Raw genomic sequence first — 19,565 nt, forward strand, 5'->3', positions numbered from 1 at the left:
TTCATAAAAATATGTTAGTTATTATCATAAATAAGACTAATGAATGTTAGTTGCGTAAATGAATATGTTTTTTATCGAATAAAAACGTATTTAATCGATAATTTGTGGATTTCATCAAGAATAAATGAGCGATTTTTTAAAAATCTGTTAATAAATTATATGTAAGGAATTAAACAAAAAAACTACTTTTGCCTAAGTATAACAATGAATACAAATTATGTCTGATACAATAGAAAGAGTAAAGTGTTTAATAATAGGATCTGGTCCTGCTGGATATACAGCAGCGATTTATGCAGCTAGAGCAAATATGTTTCCAGTATTATATCAAGGAACACAACCAGGTGGGCAATTAACTACAACTAATGAGGTTGAAAATTTTCCTGGATATAAAGATGGCGTTACTGGCCCAGAAATGATGATTCAGTTGCAAGAGCAAGCACAGCGTTTTGGAACTGATGTTCGAGATGGTTGGGTTACTAAGGTAGATTTTTCAAATGATGTTCATAAAGTATGGGTTAATGATACTAAAGAGATTCATTGTGATACTGTAATTATATCTACAGGAGCATCAGCTAAATATTTAGGCTTACCTTCAGAACAAAAATATTTGCAATTAGGAGGAGGAGTTTCTGCTTGTGCAGTGTGTGATGGTTTCTTTTATAGAAATCAAGAAGTTGTGATTGTAGGGGCTGGAGATTCTGCAGCTGAAGAAGCTCATTATTTATCTAAACTATGTACAAAAGTAACTATGCTTGTTCGTCGTGATGAGTTTAGAGCTTCCAAAATTATGGCTGCTCGTGTAAAAAATACTCCGAATATTGAAATTTTATTTAATACTGAAACAGATGAGGTTTTAGGTGATGGTCAAGTCGTAACAGGTGTTCGTGCTAAAAACAATGTTACTGGAGAACTTATTGAAATTCCAGCTACAGGATTTTTTGTTGCCATAGGGCATAAGCCTAATACAGATATTTTTAAAGATTATTTGGATTTAGATGAAACAGGATATATTATTAATGTTCCTGGAACTTCTAAAACAAATATTGAAGGGGTGTTTGTATCTGGAGATGCAGCGGATCATGTTTATAGACAAGCAATAACTGCAGCAGGTACAGGATGTATGGCAGCTCTAGATGCTGAACGCTATTTAGCAGCAAAAGAATCTGTAGTAGAAGTGTAAAATATTGAGTATATATATTAAGGTATAAAAACCCAAAGCATTTGCTTTGGGTTTTTTGTTGGTTAGTTTAATAAATATTTAATTTTTTGACTAAAACTCGTTTATTTTATGAATTAATGTGTTTTCTATTCTAGGAGCGTGACTAACTCCCATAGTTACAATAACAGTTTCTCCTTTTTCGATCAGTTCTAGTATTATTTTTATCATATGTTCATCTCTCGATAAGTTAGAACTATTCCATATGTCATGAAAATAACCAGGCCACCCGTATCCAGTTGAATAATTTCTCCATTCAATATTTGGAAAATCTGATTTCCAAATACTATCTATTTCTTCCCAGGAAACAATAGTATTTCTTAAATGATCGTAATCTGTCCTTTCATTGATTAGTTTTTGAAGCTTTTTTTCAGGATCTTTTTCTCTTACTTCTTTAGGAATACTAAAAAATGGTCGCAAAGAATAAAACATGGCTAATTTCTTTGCAGAGTATTTATTTATTAGTAATTCAATTTCATCTTCACGTGAAGGTTCCCATGTGTATAAATCAATACGATCCCTTTTTGCAAGATCAGAAAGTAAACCTCCTTCACCATACTCTTCGATAGGGTCTTGAAGCCATTTGAAAAAGAAACCTAATCGCCCTTCGACTAAAGCTACTGTTGGTTTATATTCATTCCAATAATATCTTATAGAATCAAATTGAGTATCATTGGCATCAGAAGTATGATTAACTCCAAGTACTATAACTTGCCCTCCTTTTTTTGATTTAATATTATAAATATATGGCCTTCTATGCTTATTTACGATACTATCCATATATGTAGACATATCTATAATAGGAATATCAAGAGTAAATTGTTTTTCAGTTTTATAAAATGCTGGAGATTTCCATACAACTCCAAAGAAGAATAATAGTAAAACAAAAACAGTAATTATTGATAAAGAAATTATTAATTTTTTCATCATCATTACTAAAATTTATTGCCTTCTGATACTTCCAGAAACGCCATCTTTTTTACTTACTTTTTCTGGATTACCATAATATTTTATATCAGCTCCACTTGATGCTCTAGCATATAATTCTTCAGAAGTGTTTACTGTAATATCAGCTCCACTTGATGCTTTAACAGTACTGTTTTTTGCTTTAAGATTACCCGCTTTAATATCACTGCCACTGCTAGCATCTGCGTATAATTTATCTGTAGTCCCAGAAATACGTAAATCACTGCCACTTGAAGATTTGCAATCTACAACTTCTGTGTCAACTTCAATCCTCATATCACTTCCACTAGACACAGATAACTCTAAACTATTAGCTTTTATAACATTTGTAGAAAATACATCACTACCGCTTGATGATGATATTTTTTGAATATTTTTTATAGTTACCATTACTTTTCTAGATTTTGAAGACTTAATGTTTTCATCTGCATAAATTTTTAAAACATCTCCTTCAACTTCTGTGATAATGATATCGTGTAAATTCTCGTCTGCTTCTACGGCTAAACTTACATCATCACTTTGTGTGATGTATACATCTAAACCACGACTTACTTTAATTTCAGAAAAATTATCACTTAGCGACCTATCTTCTATTTCTACATTACCATTTCCTCTTACCCCTGCAAAACCAAAGCTGGAATTAAATTGGCAAGACACAAGCATTAAGCTTACTATAATACCTATTATAAATTTTGTTAGTGTTGTCATAACTGTTCGTTTTTTGATTGATTTTATAAATGTACTTTTTAAGAATAAATTAGTTTAATATTTTTTACCCAACTGTTCTTTTTTAAGAGTGAATTGTTATTAATTATTTTTAGATTTAATATTTACTCCACTAGAATCTATTGTTGTTTTAATATTTTTACCTTCTATAACAGTTTCTTTTTTATTAGCTTCAATATTAAGATTCCCTTCTTTTATTTTTAGCCCATCTTCTTTATTCAACTTAAGTTCAGAACTTTCATTTTTTATGTCAATGCTTAATGTTTTACAATCTAAACACTCAGTATCTCCATCAATAACTTTATGAGTTTCTCCTGTTTCACTATATGAAATAATGTTCCTACTCGATCTATAACTATTTAAAAAAGATCTAGTATTCCTGTCTAATTTAAATGTAGTTCCTTCTGGTAAGTATATAATGATTCGTATGTTCTGGTTTCTAAATTTATTAGATGTATCTGTTAATAAATAAGAATCTAAACTTAATATGTTATTATTTAATGAATAATTATATTCAATATTACCAGCTTTTTCTCTAGCATCTTGATAACTTCTTCCATCAGAATTTTTTTGAACATGAATGGATGCAATAGAATCTTCAGTAGATCTAATTATTAAACGTACGTTAGAAGAGTATATTTTCTTTTGATCATCTTCAGTTGTAACAATTATTGTATTGTTATTACGATATAATCTACCAGATCTAGATTCATAAAGATAATCATTACCAACCATTTTAATATTTAAAGCGCTGTCTTTTGAAATATTTAATTGTGTTTTTTCAGTAGTGCCAGCATCAATTACATGTTCGGTAAATTCTCTAACAGACATAACACTTAATACTAAAAATGAAGTGAGCCATAAACCTAATAAGGTGAATTTAGCAATTTTACCAATAGATTTTAAGTTGTTTACGAGTATTTTTAATCCTAATAAGAAAATAAAGAAAAATGGTATCCCTACAGCAAAAAACGTTAGTAAGGCAATAAGCCAAACTGGTCCTCCAGAAATATTTCCGGCTTGTACATAATCCATCCACCAAGGGTTAAAAAATGAAGAAGTTCCTACTGAAAATAAACTTATAAATAAAGCGATTAAAGTTGAAGCGCCTACAATTATAAGTATAACACCTACAAATTTTGCGAAAATTTTAAAGAAGAACATAATTACATCTCCAAGGGCATCAAAGAAAGACCGTGAATTATTTTTTGTTTTATTATAATCACCATTTTTTACTTTGTCTGTAACTTCATCTATACTTTCTTTAACATTACTAAACCCTTCTTTTACTTTTTGTTCTATATTAGTAATGTTAATAGGCTTTCCCGTCATTGCTAATTTCTCAGAAGTAGATTCTGCAGACGGCATTAAAACCCATAACAAAATATAAACGAAAATACCAGCACCACCACCAAAAACAAGAAGCACCCATATTAAACGGATCCATAAAGGTTCGATGCCAAAATAATGACTCAATCCAGATGCTACTCCAGCAATATATGCATTGTCTTTATCTCTATACAATTTTCTAGTAGATTGTGATTTCTTTTTAGAGAACTGTGTTTGTGGTTCGTCTTCAAAAATTTCTTCATCCACAATATAATCTTCGGGTTGCCCCATAATTGTAATAACATCTTCTACTTCTTTTATAGAGATAACTTGTTTTTCATCTTTAACGCGCTCATTAAATAATTCAGCAATACGAGCTTCTATATCAGAAAGTATTTCTGAACGTCCTTGAGAGTCTGTGAATGAACGTTTAATAGCCTCAAGGTAGCGTTGTAATTTTGAGTATGCATCTTCATCAATGTGAAAAAATATACCAGCTAAATTTATGTTGACTGTTTTATTCATTTTTTTGTTGTTTTTTTACTTGTTACTAGGTTAACAGCATTTTGTAGCTCATCCCAAGTACTATTTAATTCGTTTAAAAATAATTTTCCTGTTTCTGTTAAACCGTAATATTTTCTTGGAGGTCCAGAAGTGGATTCTTCCCAGCGATAATTTAATAAGCCTGCATTTTTTAAGCGCGTTAATAAAGGGTAAATTGTACCTTCTACTACTAACAACTTAGCGTGCTTTAAAGTCCCTAGAATCTCAGCAACATATGCGTCATCATCTTTTAATACTGAAAGTATGCAGTACTCCAAGACACCTTTACGCATTTGAGCTTTTGTATTTTCTATCTTCATGTGTTTGTAATTGTTTTTTCTATAATCACATAATATTTAATTAATCTTAAGTGATGTAGAATTTAAATTTGTAATAACTGTTCATTTTTTGATTGATGATGGTTTGATTGATTGTGATTGATGAAAATTTTATTTTAAAAAAGGAATCGTAAGAGGGTATTTATATAACTCTCCTTGATTTGCTTTTTTAGTTGCTATAATAATAAATATGATCTCTAACATAAATGCTGCAGCTGCTAATAATCCAACTATAATAGAAAACATAATAACGTTAAAACTCTGATGCCTAGAAATATGAAAATCAAAATCATAAAAGTTCCAGAACTCAGGGAATTCTATAGAATTAACTACTCCAAATAAAAATAAAGGAATAGATAAGCAACCAATAAGTATTGTATATAATAAAATACTTAACTGAAAATTTATAGCTTGTTTGCCATGTACATCTACAAAATCAGATTTTTCCTTATTCACGCTCCAAAATATAAGAGGAATTATAAAATTCCCTAATGGGATGAAGAATTTTGATAGAGCAGATAAGTGTATTACAGCTGCTAAATTTTTATGGTGAGTTGTTAACATAATTAAAACATATAATAGTTTCTTATGCAAATATATATCTTTTAAAAGGTATTATGCAAAACATAGTACTTAAATTTAACATAAATTTAACAATTTAGAATATTTACTTTTTTGTATATATTAGTAAAAAATAGAAGTTAAGTATGAAGGTTACCCCTCGTAAGATCAATGTGTTTTTAATGCTTAAACTCCCTTCAGCATATATCTGTGGCGTACGAGTAAAGAAAATTAATTCTAAAGGGTGTATTACTTCTGTTAGATTAAAATGGATCAATAAAAACCCATTCAAATCTTTGTTTTGGGCTGTTCAGGGGATGGCAGCAGAGTTATCTACTGGAACTTTAGTAATGCTAAAAATTAAGGAAAGCGGAAGAAATATTTCTATGTTGGTGGCTAACAATAATGCTTCTTTTTTAAAAAAAGCTGTTGGTCGAATAACTTTTGAATGTAAGGATATAGATATAATTAACGCTGCTATAACAAAAGCTATTCAAACTAAAGAGGGTCAAACCTTTTGGGTTAATGCTAAAGGAATAAACAAAGAAGGCATTCAAGTATGTGATTTTAATTTTGAATGGACAATTAAACTGAAGACTTAGATTTGTGTAACAAAACTTAAAATAGGATTACTAATAATTTGAATCAATTAAAAAAATATAATGACAGCACATGAAATAGATTATAAAATTTACGGAGAAGAAATGCAATTTGTAGAAATTGAATTGGATCCACAAGAAGGAGTTGTAGCAGAATCAGGTAGTTTTATGATGATGGACGATGGGATTAAAATGGAAACTATTTTTGGGGATGGATCTCAAAAAGATCAAGGCTTCTTAGGGAAAATATGGGGAGCAGGTAAACGTATCCTAACTGGAGAAAGTTTGTTTATGACAGCTTTTTATAATGAATTTGTAGGAAAACGAAATGTTTCTTTTGCATCTCCTTATCCTGGAAAAATTTTACCGTTAGATTTAACAGAGTTTAATGGCAAATTTATTTGCCAGAAAGATGCGTTCTTATGTGCAGCTAAAGGAGTTAGCGTTGGTATTGAATTTAGTAAACGATTGGGGAGAGGGCTTTTTGGAGGAGAAGGATTTATAATGCAAAAACTTGAAGGAGATGGAATGGCTTTTATACATGCTGGAGGGACATTAGCTAAAAAAGAATTAGAATCAGGAGAAACTCTAAGGGTGGATACTGGATGTATTGTTGGTTTTAGTCAAACCGTAGATTATGATATAGAATTTGTTGGAGGTATAAAAAATACCATTTTTGGAGGAGAAGGTTTATTTTTTGCAAAATTACAAGGACCAGGAACTGTGTATATTCAATCATTACCGTTTAGTAGATTAGCTGGTAGAGTATTATCATCAATACCTAAAGGAGGCAGAAGTAAAGGAGAAGGAAGCATTTTAGGAGGCTTAGGAGATTTACTGGATGGAGATAATAGATTTTAAATAAAAGTGGATTATTTTTTTATAGTCGTATGTTAAATGTTTTCATAAATTTTTAAAAGACTGTAATTTTTTATATATATTTAGACTGAAAAAAAGAAAACCCGCCTATGATGTAAATTTACATTTACCCTAATATTAATTAAATTTATAGTAATAGATTATGGCAAGAGCAATGTTTGAGTACACTAAAACGGTACTTAAAAAAGTCAGTTTTGATACTGCATTGTTCTGTAAAGAGGTACAAAAAGCAATAAAGCGATTATTACCTTACGAGATTGAAGAATTAAAAATTTTCGTACAATCTTTAGTGATACAGAACCCACAATTAGATCAATGTTTAATTTATTTAAAAGCATAATAAAAAAAGCGACACAACTAATGTCGCTTTTTTATTTTTGCAAAGGGCTTATAATATTTACATTCTGAAAAGCTATGGCCCCTCTTATAATACCAGAAATAACTTCGTGAAGTGCTTCTATAATTTGTATTTTGAGTTCACTTTTATTGTAAATAATACTTATTTCTCGAGCTGGATGTGGTTCATTAAAATGATGTAAATTTTTCTTTTCATTTTCTTTAATATCTAACGTATGCATGTAAGGTAATAATGTCATTCCTAATCCTTCATTAGAAAGCTTTATTAGCATTTCTATACTGCCACTTTCTAATTGAAAATGATCTTCATCAGATGTCTTAAAAGCATTACATAAATTTAAAATACCTTCTCTAAAGCAATGACCATCTTCTAATAAAAGCAAATCGTTGATTTCTAAATCAGAAACTTCTAAATCTTTTTTACCATACAATTTGTGTGTAGAGGGGATATACCCAACAAAAGGTTCATAATAAAGCACTCTTTCTTTTATAGAATCATTTTCTAATGGTGTTGCGGCTATGGCCGCATCAAGATGGCCTTCCTTAATTTTAATAATAATATCTTCAGTAGTAAGCTCTTCTATTTTTAACTTCACCTTTGGATATTTATTTATAAATGCTTTTAAAAACATAGGTAATAAAGTAGGCATTACTGTTGGGATAATTCCTAACCTAAATTCGCCACCAATAAATCCTTTTTGCTGATCTACGATATCACTAATCCTACCAGCTTCATTAACAATATTTCGAGCTTGAAATACTATTTTTTTACCTATTTCTGTTAATTCAATAGGTTTTTTACCACGATCAAATATTTGAATGCTCAATTCGTCTTCCAATTTCTGAATTTGCATACTTAATGTTGGTTGAGTTACAAAACATTTTTCTGCAGCTTTAGTGAAATTTTGATACTCTGCTACAGCTAAAACGTAGTATAATTGAGTGATTGTCATAAATAATCAATTTAGATTATAAATGTACAAAAACCATCAATATTATTTATAGTATAGTAGTGAATTGTAAAGAATGAATATCAATTTAATTTGCATGTAAAAGCTTAATAGATAAGTTTAAGTTATCATTTTCAACCTTAAACTTAGCTTCAGAATAAATTGGAGGACCAAAAGCTAAATTGTTATTAGAAACCCCATAATGTTCTATAGGCATTCCATTGGGCTCAAAATCCATTCGATTATTCTCATTTTCGTCATGTAAAACTAAAATAGCATATTCTCCTGGCTTTACATTTTTAAATGTAATGGTAGCTTTACCATCTTTAATTTCGCTTTGCGAATTTTGGATCCCTGCGCCTTTCATAAAGGTAGTTTCTGAATGTAGAGAAAATAATACTTTCCCTTTACTATTTAAAACGTTGTTTACTATTACAGTAATATCCTGACCAATATTTTCTTGAGCATTAGTGATAAGTGTAGTAAAAGTGATTGTAATAAATAAAAAAAATGTTTTCATAATTAATTGTTTAAAGTGATTAACACTGTAAAAGTCTTATGAAAACATTTTTTTTAATAATATACTTTACCGAACTGTATATTTTATAAGATGAATTGAACTAATATTAATTAAGCTGAAATATTTCAACCCTTCTATTTTTTGCTCTAGCTTCATCAGATTCTGTATCATTTGGATCTAAAGGCCTAGTTTCTCCATAACCTTTGACAGTCAATCGAGCTTCGTCTACTCCTTTTTGAACTAAATAGTTTTTAACGATTTCAGCTCTTTGCCTAGATAAATTTAAATTATGCTCATCAGAGAAAGTATTATCTGCATGTCCAGCAATATGAAATATTTTTCCAGAATTTAAATTTATGGTAGTAGCAATTTCATCTAAAATTGTTTTATTATCCTGAGTAAGTCCTACTTTTCCATATTCAAAAGTTATTCTTTTAAAAACAAGTTGATCTTTAGCTTTTTGAATAGGGCAACCAGCATTGTTTGCAGGTCCAGCTTGATTAGGACATTTATCTTTACTATCGTCAACACCATCATTATCTGTATCTGGTATTGGACAACCCCTATTATTGGTTGCTCCTTTAATATCAGGGCAACTATCAAATTTATCTGGAACTCCGTCTCCATCTGAATCTGGGCAGCCTCTTAAGTTTTTTGGACCAGCAATTTCAGGGCATTCATCTTCTAAATCCTTAATACCATCACCATCTGTATCTGGACACCCATTTAATTCTTTTAAACCAGCCATATCCGGACATGCATCTTCAGAATCTTTAACACCATCACCATCTGTATCTGGGCAACCATTAAATTTTAATAAGCCAAATTCATCTGGACAATCATCTTCATCATCTTTAATACCATCTTTATCTTTATCTTTAGCTCCAAACTTGTAGATTAAACCAGCTGAATATTGTTGATGTTGTACTCCTGTACTTCTAAAAGTATATTTATAAATACCTTCTACATTAACTCCAAAATTATTAGTAATAAAAATATTAAAACCTATACCGCCATTTGCTGTTGGCGCTCCAACATCATCTAACCAAGAATAACCTCCACCAGTAGTTAGATATGGTCTAAATATTAACCCTTTACTTAAATTATATTTAAACGCTCCATCTACTGAAATATATGCTAATTCATCTCCTGAGTTATCGTTAGTATCAACATTATTAATAGAACCAACGGCTCCAAATGAGAATCCAGCTCCTAAATATCTAGAAACATTAAGTTTAAATCCAGCAGGATCTAAATTAAATGTTTCAAAACGATCTATTTCATTAGGTAAATCAACTCTAACAGGATTTATTACGGCATTAAGGCCTAAGGTAATACTCCATTTATTTAATGCGTCCTGAGCATGTGTTTCTTGAAAATTTAAACTACATGCGATAACAGTTATTAGTAGAACAAATGATCTCATTTTTCTTATTATTTATTAATAGCGAAGACAAGATATGCTAAAAAAAAGAATATAAAAAAATAAATCGAGATAAGGTTAAATTAACTCTAGCAAAGAGGATTAACTGTAAAAAATAATAGAGGAATGGTAAATAAACTTAAATAAATAATAGAGCTTAATTTTTTTAACTCTATTATTTATTTATATAAAATATGTTAATTTCTACCGGCAATAACCCCACCATCTGTATCCCAAATAGCTCCAGTAACCCATGAGGCTTTATCAGACAATAAAAAGATAATACTGTTAGCAACATCTTGAGCAGTACCGTTTCTACCTATAGGGTGAAATGCATTAAACCCTTCAAGTGCTTTTTCTGCTTCTGACTTACCTCCAAATACACCATGATATACAGGTGTATTTACTACTGCTGGTGAAACAGCATTCACTCTTATGTTATCGTCTGCAAGCTCCATAGCTAAATGTTGTGTTAACGAATGCAATCCAGCTTTTTGCATTGAATAAGCAGAAGATGGCGTTGCTTTTACAGCTTGTTTTGCCCACATTGATCCTACATTAACAATTGAACCGCCTTGAGTTGACTTCATTTTTTTAGCAGAAGCTTGGGTTATAAAAAAGAAACCTCTGTTCAAATCTTGGTATGAATCGTAATCAGCAACAGTATGATCTAAAAAAGGTTTTGGTCCAAAAATTCCTGAGGCATTTACTAAATAATCAAGATTATTTAAATTCTCAATTTTCGAAATTAATTCTTTCACATCATTTGAATTAGTAATATCTACTTTATGTTTTATTAAATTAGGGATATCAGTTACTTTATCTGTTGAACGTCCCACAATATGCACTGTAGCTCCATTTTCTATTAGTGATTGTGCTGTAGCATAACCTATACCACTTGTTCCACCTATTACTAAAGCTGTTTTGTTTTCGAATTGTTCCATTTTTTTTGTTATTTATTAATTATTGAACAGAAAAGTCTGTCTGCTTTTATTTAAATTTTTTTATTCTAATAGTTTAATACAAAGTTTCTGAGCAGACTCAATAGGCCAAACATGATTGTGTAAATGACTTTCTGCTACAGCACCTTCATACAAAAGATAAATCTGTTTTGCTAACAAAGTAGATTCTTGTGCTTTTAAATTAGAGATGTTTTCACTAATCAGAGATTCTATAAATTCTAAAAAGAGGAATTTAAGCTTTTTAATTTCTGCTTTTATGATTATGTTATCTTTAGGTATTTCAGAAACTGTATTAATACACCAACATCCATTAAATTCTTTTTGATTAAAGAAATCTTTTAAAAAATCAAATAAGGCTAACACTCGGTTAGGTCCATTCTTAATATTTGAAGTATATTTTTTAATTTGTACTAAGAAATCTTCATTTTTATTTTGAAGAAAAGCAATACATAAATCATCTTTAGACTTAAAATGATTGTAAAGTGTTGCTTTTGCTATTCCAGATTTTTCAATAATTTCATTAATACCAGTAAGGTTATATCCATTTTGATAAAATAGAGTTGAAGCTATATTAATAATATTTTCTCTAACTAAAGAAGTTTTCATATTGCAAATATATAAAAATAATTTATAAACAGACAAGTCTGTCTATTATAATTAAAAATCAAAATTATTTTTATAATAACCCTCTGGCTTTTATCTCCAAATACTTATTAATAGTATCGATAGTTAATTTTTCTGGAGAAGTTAAAATACTCTGTATACCATGTTTTTGTAGCTCTTTTACCATTAGGCGTTTTTCAAATACAAATTTTTCAGCAATAGTTTTGTGATATATTTCTTGGAGGTTTTCGGCATTTTTAGAAATTAGTTGATCTAATTCGGTATTTTCAAAAATAATGACCACTAGCATATGTTTTTTTGAAATTGCTTGTAAATAAGGAAGTTGTCTTTTTAAAGCACTTATGTGTTCAAAATTTGTATATAATAAAAGTAAACTCCTATGAGTTACTTTTCTTTTTAATTGCGCATAAAGTAAGCTAAAATTACTATCACTAAATTGTGTATCAATACTATAAAGATTCTCAAGTATTCGATTTAAATAAGTAAGTTTATGAATTGCAGGTAAAAATATTTCAATGTTTTTTGAAAATGATATCATTCCTACCTTATCATGTTTTTTTAAAGCAACGTTACTAAATGCTAATGTTGAATTAATAGCATAATCTAAAAGCTTTAAGCCATTAAAAGGCATTTTCATTACCCGACCAGTATCTATAATGGAATAGATAGGTTGTGATTTTTCATCTTGGTATTGATTAACCATTAATTGTGCTTTTTTAGCAGTTGCTTTCCAATTCACAGTTCTAAAATCATCACCAGTTACATAATCTTTAATTTGTTCAAATTCTGATGTATTTCCAATCCTTCGAATTTTTTTTAATCCAAATTCTGTTAAATAGTTACTAATTGCCAGAAAATCGTATTTCTGCATTTGTATAAAAGATGGATAAACAGTAACCATTTGTTCGTTTTGAAACTGATACTTTCGTTTTACGATCCTAAACTTAGTAGATACATAAAGATTTAAATTCCCAAAAAAATACTCACCTCGTTCCACTGGTCTTACTAAATAATCAAAATTATGAACCTCATTATGAGATAAGTTTATCTTATAACTAAAATCACGTTTTTGAAATTGGAGCGGTAACTCATCAATAACGTCTACTAATATTTCGAATGGATAAGTGCTTTTGATTGTAATCGGAACAGGGTTTTCATCACTATTAGAGAACTTATCTGGCAGTAAACGTCTTGCAGTAATTGCATTTTTAAATCTATATAAAAAAAAGATATCTACTATAAACAACATAATAATTGCTATAGTGATTATCCATGCAATTGAGTATAATAATTTAATCCAATAGGATAATAAAAAACTTACTATTGCAATTGTGATATAGGTGTAAAAACCTTTGTGTATGTATAATGATTTAAAAAACTTCACTTCTTAATTATCTAGGTACTTCAACAGATTGTATAATCATTTCAATAACGTTTTCAGTTGTCATTCCTTCCATTTCGCGTTCTGGTGTTAAAATAATCCTATGATTTAAAACTGGCTCTACAGCTTTTTTTACATCTTCGGGGATTACAAAATCTCTTCCATTAATAGCTGCATAAGCTTTGGCTGTATTTAAAATCGCGATTGAAGCTCTTGGAGATCCCCCTAAATATAAATGTGGATGGTTACGAGTTTTAGAAACAATCTCTGCAATGTATTTTATGATTTTTTCTTCAACAATTACAGATTGCGTTTTTTCTTTATAATCTGCCAAAGTTTTAGAATCTAATATAGTGTTGATAAGCGTTTGTGCGTTTTTACCTTTTCTTTGATGGTGAGTTTCTATTATTTTAACTTCATCATCAACTGATGGATAGTCTATTTTAATTTTAAATAGAAAACGATCTAATTGTGCTTCAGGTAGGGCATAGGTCCCTTCTTGCTCAATAGGGTTTTGAGTAGCTAATACCATAAAAGGTGTTTCAAAAACATAAGTAAGTCCATCTATGGTTGCTTGACGTTCTTCCATAGTTTCAAATAATGCAGCTTGTGTTTTTGCTGGCGCTCTATTAATCTCATCTATTAAAACAATATTGGAAAAAATTGGGCCTTTCTTAAATTCAAACTCAGAATTTTTCATATTTAAAATAGACGTACCTAAAACATCACTCGGCATTAAATCTGGAGTAAACTGAATTCTACTAAATTCAGTTTTTAAAACTTTAGCAAATAGTTTGGCAGTTATTGTTTTTGCTATACCAGGTACACCTTCAATAAGTACATGACCATCTGCTAACAGAGCAACAATAAGAAGTTCAATGAACCTTTCTTGGCCAATGATTACTTTTTTTAATTCTTCTTTTATTGAATCTGAAGCTATTTTTAAATCCTCCAAAGGGATCCTATTATTAAAATCTAAATCTTCGTTTTCCATATGTTATTGGATTTAAATGTTTCGATTAAAGTATTTAATCGTTCTAATTCTATATTACTAATTTCTTTTTGGTTGTTTAACTTATTGATAGTGTTAAACAATTCTTGAGTATCTTCAATTGTATTATTACTCCTAGCGGCTAAATTTTTTATAAACTCTTTATCTATTAAAGTCGTATTTAAATAAAAATGCACTCTAATAAAATCCAAAAAATGATGAATTTTATGCTGGATCAATTCCTTATGTTTATCTTTTTCATAATACATGTTGGCTATCGTTCGTGTAAAATCTATTGTTTGATTTCGTAAAGGTTTTTTAATAGGAATAGCTCGTTGTTTACGTTTTCCTTCAAAAATAATGTAAACAAGCGCACCTAGAAGCATCATATAATAAGCCCATTTTAATTCTTTTGTATTTAACATTATGTAGAGGGGAGACGAGTAAAACTTTTTCCCAGATTTGTAATGATTATCAAAAAGTATAGGTTGATTTTTATCTATATAAGAAATTAATCCAGAAGTAAATTTTTGATTAGGTGTATTTAAAATAAAATAATTTGTAAACGCTTGAGGAAATGTGCTTAATATAATTTGTCCTTCTCCAAATTGTTGTTTTATAGTACTAATATGTTCCTTTTGTATACTACCTTTTTTGTAATGATCGGTAATACTAACTATTTTAGTATATAGAGTATCGATTGCATTAAAATGAGATATAAAATTTGCTTTGTCGAAAGTATAGGACGTCGTATCTTTTAAAGAACTGCTTTTTAATTGAAATTGAAACTCATTATTTATATTGTTAAAATTACTAATAACAGATGTGTCTAAATTTAAAGTATCTAATAGCTTTTTTTCAAAATTTGATGAAGCAATAAAAAGCGTGTTTCCTTTAGCAGTCCAATTTAATAACTTTTCAAGTTCTTCATTACCAAAATTCACATTGTTATTTATAAAGAGGTAAGTCCCTTTTATATTGTTAGGTTTAGAAAGATATTCAAAAGGAGGACGATTTACGTCCTTGATTTGATCATCACCAAAAATTTTATGAAGCTGCTCTTTAAAAATGTAAGTCCCATAAGGGATTTTATGTTGCTTATCGTATGATGGAAACCAATTAATCTCTTTTGGTTTAGTATATTCAATAAGCACAATAGATAAAATAGCTACTGCTAAAAGAATAATGTATATTTTTCCTTTTTTATCCAAATTTTAATGTCTCATTTTTTTATTCAAACTTTCAAAAGAAGTTTTTAGCTGTTCAAATTTTAATTCATCAATGTTAAACTCACCATACCATACATAATCGTATATTTTAGTAATATTTGAGAAATTTAGGCGTAAAGTTTCTTTTTCTATTTCTTTAATATAATCTTCATTAGTTTTTTGTTGTTCCCAATTAATGAGATTGTTTTCAGATAAATATTTTAAAGACAATAAATAATAATAACGAATTGCTAAGCGATAGTTTTTTTGCTTAACGGCTTCTTTAATGAGAGAAGAAATATCTTGATTTTTAATAATTTCTTCTTCTTCAGAAAAAGAAATGGAACCAGTAGTTGTAGCTCCAGTAATTATATTTCTAGAATTTACTTTTAAAAAAAAGCGCAATAATAAATAAATTAAGAAAGCTAATACTATATAAGGGAAAATATTAAACATAAAATATAAAAACCCTGAAGCAGTACCTACTCCAAATATGGCTTCATATATTTTAGTTAAGATATTTCGTAACCAACGCTTAAATTTATCCAGAAAGTTTTCTTCAGATTGAATTTCAACATAATTAAAATCAGTATCGTTTTTATAAGTTTCAAGGCTTTCATCAGAAATTTGTTCAATATTAATTACTGTATTGTCATACTGATTTATGGATAATGAATCTTGTTGCCCAAAAGAAGGCAAAGTGAACAAAAAATAGATGATGATGAGTTTAAAAAAATACATTTATTCTCCTATGTTTCCAATTGATTCGATACGATCAAGAGTTCCTGAAAAGTTCTTTTTCTCATTAAGATTAAAATAAATTAATGCTGTACCTATTGTAAAGATCAAGTTTAACGAAAGCTGAAAAAGGGTCCCTAATACATTTAAAATAATACTAATAGGATCAACCAAATTAGTGAAGTTTTCAGGATCAATCTCTCCTGAAAAAATACCTGTTTTTAATAATGTATATATAGTTGTTGGTAAAGCAAAAACATAACTAGCTATTGTAACGATAATGCCAAGCACAATTATTGTTGCAAGTGTTACCCAAAATTCACTTTTAATAAGTGAAAAACTAGATCCGTAAGCACTAGAAGCGTCTTGATTTTCAAAAATATAAATAGAGAATATAATAGCCATGGGAACCATAAAATAAAATACTGGTAAAACACAGAGAAAAATTGCTACTATAAGTGTAATCCATTTTAAAACTCCTAATCCAAGAAATCCCCAGAATCTTTTATAAACGTTTTGTTTTATTTCATTAAAATCTGCATTTCCATTATTAGTAATGTATGACTTTATATAATGTAATGTTGTAGATATAGCAAAAACATAAGCTAAAAGTGCAGATATTAAATATGCTCCAGCTGAAATTAACAATAAAAAAGGGTCAATAAAATCACTTCCAAAATCATTTGATGTTAAATCAAAATTTAAAGTTTGACCAGTATAATAAGTATAAAAGACCATACTAATAATAAATAAAATAATGTATGGTCCAGCGACTTGAAAAATTGTTTTAAAAAAGGATTTGAACTCATTCCTTACAAATCCAAAGGTATCAGATAGGATATTTTCAAAACTGCGTTCTTGTTTAAATTCTATATAAGATTTCATAAATTATTTTGATCTAATAGTCAGTAAGTTGTTTTTGCGTTATATGTAGCTTATGTATTTTCTTTGGATATATAACATAATAATAAAGTATTAAAGTTAAAGAGCTTCCAATTATAATTATGGCAAGCCAATCTGGCATTTCTGTGTGTCGGGTAACAAAACCTTCTAAAAAACCTGCGATAATAAAAAATGGGATGGTACTAATTAATATTTTTAATCCATTTTTAACCCCTCGTTTAAAAGACTCTAATCGTGTATAAGTTCCTGTAAATAAAATACCGTTACCAAGAACTAAACCAGCACAACCAGCAATAATAATTACGGATATCTCTATAGTACCATGTATCCATATGGTTCTTGCAGATTCCCATAACAATCCTTCTTGATAAAATAAATACTGAAAACTACCCAGCATAATGCCGTTTCTCATCATTATATAAAGAGAACCGATACCGAGCATTATACCATATGCAAAAGCCCAAAGAGCCACTTTTATATTATTTATAGTAATTCCTAAAAACATATTAAATTCACCTTGTTGTTTGTAAACAGCCATAGGGTCTCCATTTTTTATGTTTTCTAAAGTCATATTGACATAACTATCAGTTAAGATTGCTCTCATAAAATCACCTTCATTAGCAGCAGAAAAGACACCTACAATTACAAAAAGAGTAAATACTAAAAAAGAAACTAATAACTCTCTTTGGTGTTGATACATTAATAAAGGAAACTCTGTTTTGAAAAAAGAAAAAAGCCTGTTTTTGGGTTCTTTCCTTGTTTTATAGATTTTTTGATGTGCTTGAGATGCTAACTGATTAAGATAACGTTCAGTATTACTAGCATTATAAAATGTTTTAGCATAACTTAAATGATCTGTGATTTCAATATATAAATCAGAAAGTTCATCAGGATTTATTATTATTTTATTTGAAAGAACATTTTCAAATTTTAACCATTTATCCTTATTTTGCTTTACGAAAGCTGCTTCGCGCATTTAGTTAATGAGTTTGCTATCAAAGAAAAGAAAATATGGAGGAATTTCAAATAGAAACTGCCCAAAATGTAGGGATTAATCAGAATGTAGCAAATTTAGGAGATAGAATGTTAGCTTACCTTTTAGATAGTGTTATTATTTATGGATATTTAATATTAATGATAATGTTATTAACATCTATAGACGTTTATATTAATGATTTTTGGGCATTATACCTTTTAATATCATTACCTGCATTTCTATACTATGTATTATTAGAAACTTTTTGGGATGGTAAAACTGTAGGTAAATTTGCTTTAAAAACACGTGTTGTTAATTTAGATGGTTCAAAACCAAGTTTTGCTAACTATTTAGTAAGATGGTTGCTAAGAATTGTTGATGTTGTAATAACTTCTGGTGGCCTTGCTGTAATAACAATATTGATAAAAGGAAATGGGCAACGTGTTGGTGATATTGCTGCTGGAACAACTGTAATTAGTGAAAAAACAAAACTATCTATAAAAGATACAATTTTAAAAGAAGTTCCGTCAAATTATGTACCTACTTATAGTCAAGTTACTGTTTTTAATGATAGAGAGATGCAAACAATAAAAAACTTGTATGAGGATGCTTTACGTAAAAGCCAGCACAATATTATTTTATCATTGCATAATAGATTAATTAAAGTTATGCAGGTCGAACCTAAAGAACAACCAATAAATTTTATAGAGATAGTTATAAAAGATTATAATTACTATACTCAAAATATGTAGCCGTGTTTTATACCATTGATATTTTAGGAACAATCGCATTTGCTATTTCAGGAGCACTTATAGCAATGCAAAAAAAAATGGATCCTTTTGGGATATTAATTATAGCATTTGTAACTGCTATAGGTGGTGGAACTCTAAGAGATATCCTTATAGGAGAAACACCCGTAAATTGGATGAAAGACATAACGTTTACTTATGTTATATTAGGAGCTACAGTTTTGGCAATTGTTTTTAGAAGTAAGATTAATTATTTAAGAACATCATTGTTTTTATTTGACACAATAGGTATTGGCCTTTACACTGTTATAGGAGTAGAAAAAGGATTGAGTGTAGGGCTAAACCCTATAATATGTATAGCTTTAGGGACCATATCAGCTTGTTTTGGAGGAGTTATTCGAGATATTTTGTGTAATGAAATCCCAGTTGTTTTTAGAAAAGAAGTTTATGCTACGGCTTGTATTTTAGGAGGAGTAACATATTTTGTATTGCGTTACTTTCCAATTAATGATGATTTTGTTTTTGTTATTGCTGGATTAGTTGTTATAGTAACTCGTTTGTTGGTTGTAAAATTTAAAATAAGCTTACCCAGTTTATATAAAAACTAAAAAAACTATCTCTTTTTT

Annotated in this window: 22 protein-coding genes; 6 read left to right on the top strand and 16 right to left on the bottom strand. The window is 29.1% G+C overall.

From position 1 onward, the window contains the following. Nucleotides 1-217: 217 nt before the first annotated feature. A complete protein-coding gene (trxB, locus tag D1817_06665) occupies nt 218-1,180 on the top strand; it encodes a thioredoxin-disulfide reductase (protein AXT19565.1) in 963 nt (320 codons plus the stop codon). Nucleotides 1,181-1,270: 90 nt separating this feature from the next. On the opposite strand, the gene D1817_06670 is transcribed toward trxB, so the two are convergent. The 5 genes from D1817_06670 to D1817_06690 form a co-directional block, all read right to left on the bottom strand. Continuing rightward, entirely contained in the window at nt 1,271-2,146 is an 876-nt protein-coding gene (locus D1817_06670) for a hypothetical protein (protein ID AXT19566.1), read from the bottom strand. A gap of 12 nt (nt 2,147-2,158) precedes the next feature. Beyond that, nucleotides 2,159-2,890 carry a DUF2807 domain-containing protein gene (locus D1817_06675; GenBank protein ID AXT19567.1) on the bottom strand — a complete coding sequence of 244 codons (732 nt, stop codon included), beginning with the start codon at nt 2,888-2,890 and terminating at the stop codon, nt 2,159-2,161. A 99-nt stretch (nt 2,891-2,989) separates the two neighbouring features. After that, nucleotides 2,990-4,762 (bottom strand): PspC domain-containing protein, encoded by a 1,773-nt coding sequence (locus tag D1817_06680; protein AXT19568.1) that lies wholly within the window; start codon nt 4,760-4,762, stop codon nt 2,990-2,992. Next, nucleotides 4,759-5,100, bottom strand: a complete 342-nt coding sequence (locus D1817_06685) for a PadR family transcriptional regulator (protein AXT19569.1) — start codon at nt 5,098-5,100, stop codon at nt 4,759-4,761. The genes D1817_06680 and D1817_06685 overlap by 4 nt, the downstream gene beginning before the upstream one ends. A 129-nt stretch (nt 5,101-5,229) precedes the next feature. Further along, nucleotides 5,230-5,682, bottom strand: a complete 453-nt coding sequence (locus D1817_06690; protein AXT19570.1) for a DUF4870 domain-containing protein — start codon at nt 5,680-5,682, stop codon at nt 5,230-5,232. A 143-nt stretch (nt 5,683-5,825) separates the two neighbouring features. On the opposite strand from D1817_06690, the gene D1817_06695 reads away from it, so the two are divergent. The 3 genes from D1817_06695 (at nt 5,826) to D1817_06705 (ending at nt 7,497) form a co-directional block, all read left to right on the top strand. Next, nucleotides 5,826-6,281: a DUF4442 domain-containing protein gene (locus D1817_06695; protein AXT19571.1), complete on the top strand. Its 456-nt coding sequence runs from the start codon at nt 5,826-5,828 to the stop codon at nt 6,279-6,281. Between the two features lie 60 nt (nt 6,282-6,341). Continuing rightward, nucleotides 6,342-7,139 (top strand): TIGR00266 family protein, encoded by a 798-nt coding sequence (locus tag D1817_06700; GenBank protein ID AXT19572.1) that lies wholly within the window; start codon nt 6,342-6,344, stop codon nt 7,137-7,139. Between the two features lie 160 nt (nt 7,140-7,299). Further along, nucleotides 7,300-7,497: a hypothetical protein gene (locus D1817_06705; protein ID AXT19573.1), complete on the top strand. Its 198-nt coding sequence runs from the start codon at nt 7,300-7,302 to the stop codon at nt 7,495-7,497. 31 nt (nt 7,498-7,528) lie between these two features. On the opposite strand, the gene D1817_06710 is transcribed toward D1817_06705, so the two are convergent. The 11 genes from D1817_06710 to D1817_06760 form a co-directional block, all read right to left on the bottom strand. Beyond that, nucleotides 7,529-8,467, bottom strand: coding sequence for a hydrogen peroxide-inducible genes activator (locus D1817_06710; GenBank protein ID AXT19574.1), 939 nt, complete (start codon nt 8,465-8,467; stop codon nt 7,529-7,531). A gap of 85 nt (nt 8,468-8,552) precedes the next feature. After that, nucleotides 8,553-8,984 carry a DUF2141 domain-containing protein gene (locus D1817_06715; protein ID AXT19575.1) on the bottom strand — a complete coding sequence of 144 codons (432 nt, stop codon included), beginning with the start codon at nt 8,982-8,984 and terminating at the stop codon, nt 8,553-8,555. Between the two features lie 106 nt (nt 8,985-9,090). Next, nucleotides 9,091-10,410 (bottom strand): OmpA family protein, encoded by a 1,320-nt coding sequence (locus tag D1817_06720; GenBank protein AXT19576.1) that lies wholly within the window; start codon nt 10,408-10,410, stop codon nt 9,091-9,093. Nucleotides 10,411-10,604: 194 nt separating this feature from the next. Further along, a complete protein-coding gene (locus D1817_06725) occupies nt 10,605-11,351 on the bottom strand; it encodes an SDR family oxidoreductase (GenBank protein ID AXT19577.1) in 747 nt (248 codons plus the stop codon). 60 nt (nt 11,352-11,411) lie between these two features. After that, the gene (locus D1817_06730) at nt 11,412-11,975 is read right to left on the bottom strand and encodes a TetR/AcrR family transcriptional regulator (GenBank protein ID AXT19578.1); all 564 of its coding nucleotides are present in this window, start codon (nt 11,973-11,975) and stop codon (nt 11,412-11,414) included. Nucleotides 11,976-12,045: 70 nt separating this feature from the next. Continuing rightward, nucleotides 12,046-13,377, bottom strand: a complete 1,332-nt coding sequence (locus tag D1817_06735) for a DUF58 domain-containing protein (GenBank protein AXT19579.1) — start codon at nt 13,375-13,377, stop codon at nt 12,046-12,048. Nucleotides 13,378-13,384: 7 nt separating this feature from the next. Beyond that, nucleotides 13,385-14,368, bottom strand: coding sequence for a MoxR family ATPase (locus D1817_06740; protein ID AXT19580.1), 984 nt, complete (start codon nt 14,366-14,368; stop codon nt 13,385-13,387). Beyond that, nucleotides 14,350-15,576, bottom strand: a complete 1,227-nt coding sequence (locus tag D1817_06745) for a DUF4350 domain-containing protein (protein AXT19581.1) — start codon at nt 15,574-15,576, stop codon at nt 14,350-14,352. Before D1817_06745 ends, D1817_06740 begins: the two co-directional genes overlap by 19 nt. A 3-nt stretch (nt 15,577-15,579) precedes the next feature. After that, nucleotides 15,580-16,314 (bottom strand): DUF4129 domain-containing protein, encoded by a 735-nt coding sequence (locus tag D1817_06750; protein AXT19582.1) that lies wholly within the window; start codon nt 16,312-16,314, stop codon nt 15,580-15,582. After that, the gene (locus D1817_06755) at nt 16,315-17,196 is read right to left on the bottom strand and encodes a hypothetical protein (GenBank protein ID AXT19583.1); all 882 of its coding nucleotides are present in this window, start codon (nt 17,194-17,196) and stop codon (nt 16,315-16,317) included. A gap of 13 nt (nt 17,197-17,209) precedes the next feature. Continuing rightward, entirely contained in the window at nt 17,210-18,190 is a 981-nt protein-coding gene (locus tag D1817_06760; protein ID AXT19584.1) for a stage II sporulation protein M, read from the bottom strand. 35 nt (nt 18,191-18,225) lie between these two features. On the opposite strand from D1817_06760, the gene D1817_06765 reads away from it, so the two are divergent. Beyond that, nucleotides 18,226-18,942: an RDD family protein gene (locus tag D1817_06765; GenBank protein AXT19585.1), complete on the top strand. Its 717-nt coding sequence runs from the start codon at nt 18,226-18,228 to the stop codon at nt 18,940-18,942. 2 nt (nt 18,943-18,944) lie between these two features. Next, nucleotides 18,945-19,547, top strand: a complete 603-nt coding sequence (locus tag D1817_06770; protein AXT19586.1) for a trimeric intracellular cation channel family protein — start codon at nt 18,945-18,947, stop codon at nt 19,545-19,547. Nucleotides 19,548-19,565: the final 18 nt, after the last annotated feature.

Source organism: Flavobacteriaceae bacterium (assembly GCA_003443635.1).
In the GTDB taxonomy this organism is placed as follows: Bacteria; Bacteroidota; Bacteroidia; order Flavobacteriales; family Flavobacteriaceae; genus AU392.

Excerpts from the sequence above, each read along its gene's own strand:
- D1817_06700 (AXT19572.1), top strand. The coding sequence starts at position 6,342 with ATGACAGCACATGAAATAGATTATAAAATTTACGGAGAAGAAATGCAA.
- D1817_06690 (AXT19570.1), bottom strand. The coding sequence starts at position 5,682 with ATGTTAACAACTCACCATAAAAATTTAGCAGCTGTAATACACTTATCT.
- D1817_06695 (AXT19571.1), top strand. The coding sequence starts at position 5,826 with ATGAAGGTTACCCCTCGTAAGATCAATGTGTTTTTAATGCTTAAACTC.
- D1817_06670 (AXT19566.1), bottom strand. The coding sequence starts at position 2,146 with ATGATGAAAAAATTAATAATTTCTTTATCAATAATTACTGTTTTTGTT.
- trxB (AXT19565.1), top strand. The coding sequence starts at position 218 with ATGTCTGATACAATAGAAAGAGTAAAGTGTTTAATAATAGGATCTGGT.
- D1817_06750 (AXT19582.1), bottom strand. The coding sequence starts at position 16,314 with ATGTATTTTTTTAAACTCATCATCATCTATTTTTTGTTCACTTTGCCT.
- D1817_06765 (AXT19585.1), top strand. The coding sequence starts at position 18,226 with ATGGAGGAATTTCAAATAGAAACTGCCCAAAATGTAGGGATTAATCAG.
- D1817_06725 (AXT19577.1), bottom strand. The coding sequence starts at position 11,351 with ATGGAACAATTCGAAAACAAAACAGCTTTAGTAATAGGTGGAACAAGT.
- D1817_06685 (AXT19569.1), bottom strand. The coding sequence starts at position 5,100 with ATGAAGATAGAAAATACAAAAGCTCAAATGCGTAAAGGTGTCTTGGAG.
- D1817_06730 (AXT19578.1), bottom strand. The coding sequence starts at position 11,975 with ATGAAAACTTCTTTAGTTAGAGAAAATATTATTAATATAGCTTCAACT.
- D1817_06740 (AXT19580.1), bottom strand. The coding sequence starts at position 14,368 with ATGGAAAACGAAGATTTAGATTTTAATAATAGGATCCCTTTGGAGGAT.
- D1817_06760 (AXT19584.1), bottom strand. The coding sequence starts at position 18,190 with ATGCGCGAAGCAGCTTTCGTAAAGCAAAATAAGGATAAATGGTTAAAA.
- D1817_06715 (AXT19575.1), bottom strand. The coding sequence starts at position 8,984 with ATGAAAACATTTTTTTTATTTATTACAATCACTTTTACTACACTTATC.
- D1817_06755 (AXT19583.1), bottom strand. The coding sequence starts at position 17,196 with ATGAAATCTTATATAGAATTTAAACAAGAACGCAGTTTTGAAAATATC.
- D1817_06705 (AXT19573.1), top strand. The coding sequence starts at position 7,300 with ATGGCAAGAGCAATGTTTGAGTACACTAAAACGGTACTTAAAAAAGTC.
- D1817_06680 (AXT19568.1), bottom strand. The coding sequence starts at position 4,762 with ATGAATAAAACAGTCAACATAAATTTAGCTGGTATATTTTTTCACATT.
- D1817_06710 (AXT19574.1), bottom strand. The coding sequence starts at position 8,467 with ATGACAATCACTCAATTATACTACGTTTTAGCTGTAGCAGAGTATCAA.
- D1817_06720 (AXT19576.1), bottom strand. The coding sequence starts at position 10,410 with ATGAGATCATTTGTTCTACTAATAACTGTTATCGCATGTAGTTTAAAT.
- D1817_06675 (AXT19567.1), bottom strand. The coding sequence starts at position 2,890 with ATGACAACACTAACAAAATTTATAATAGGTATTATAGTAAGCTTAATG.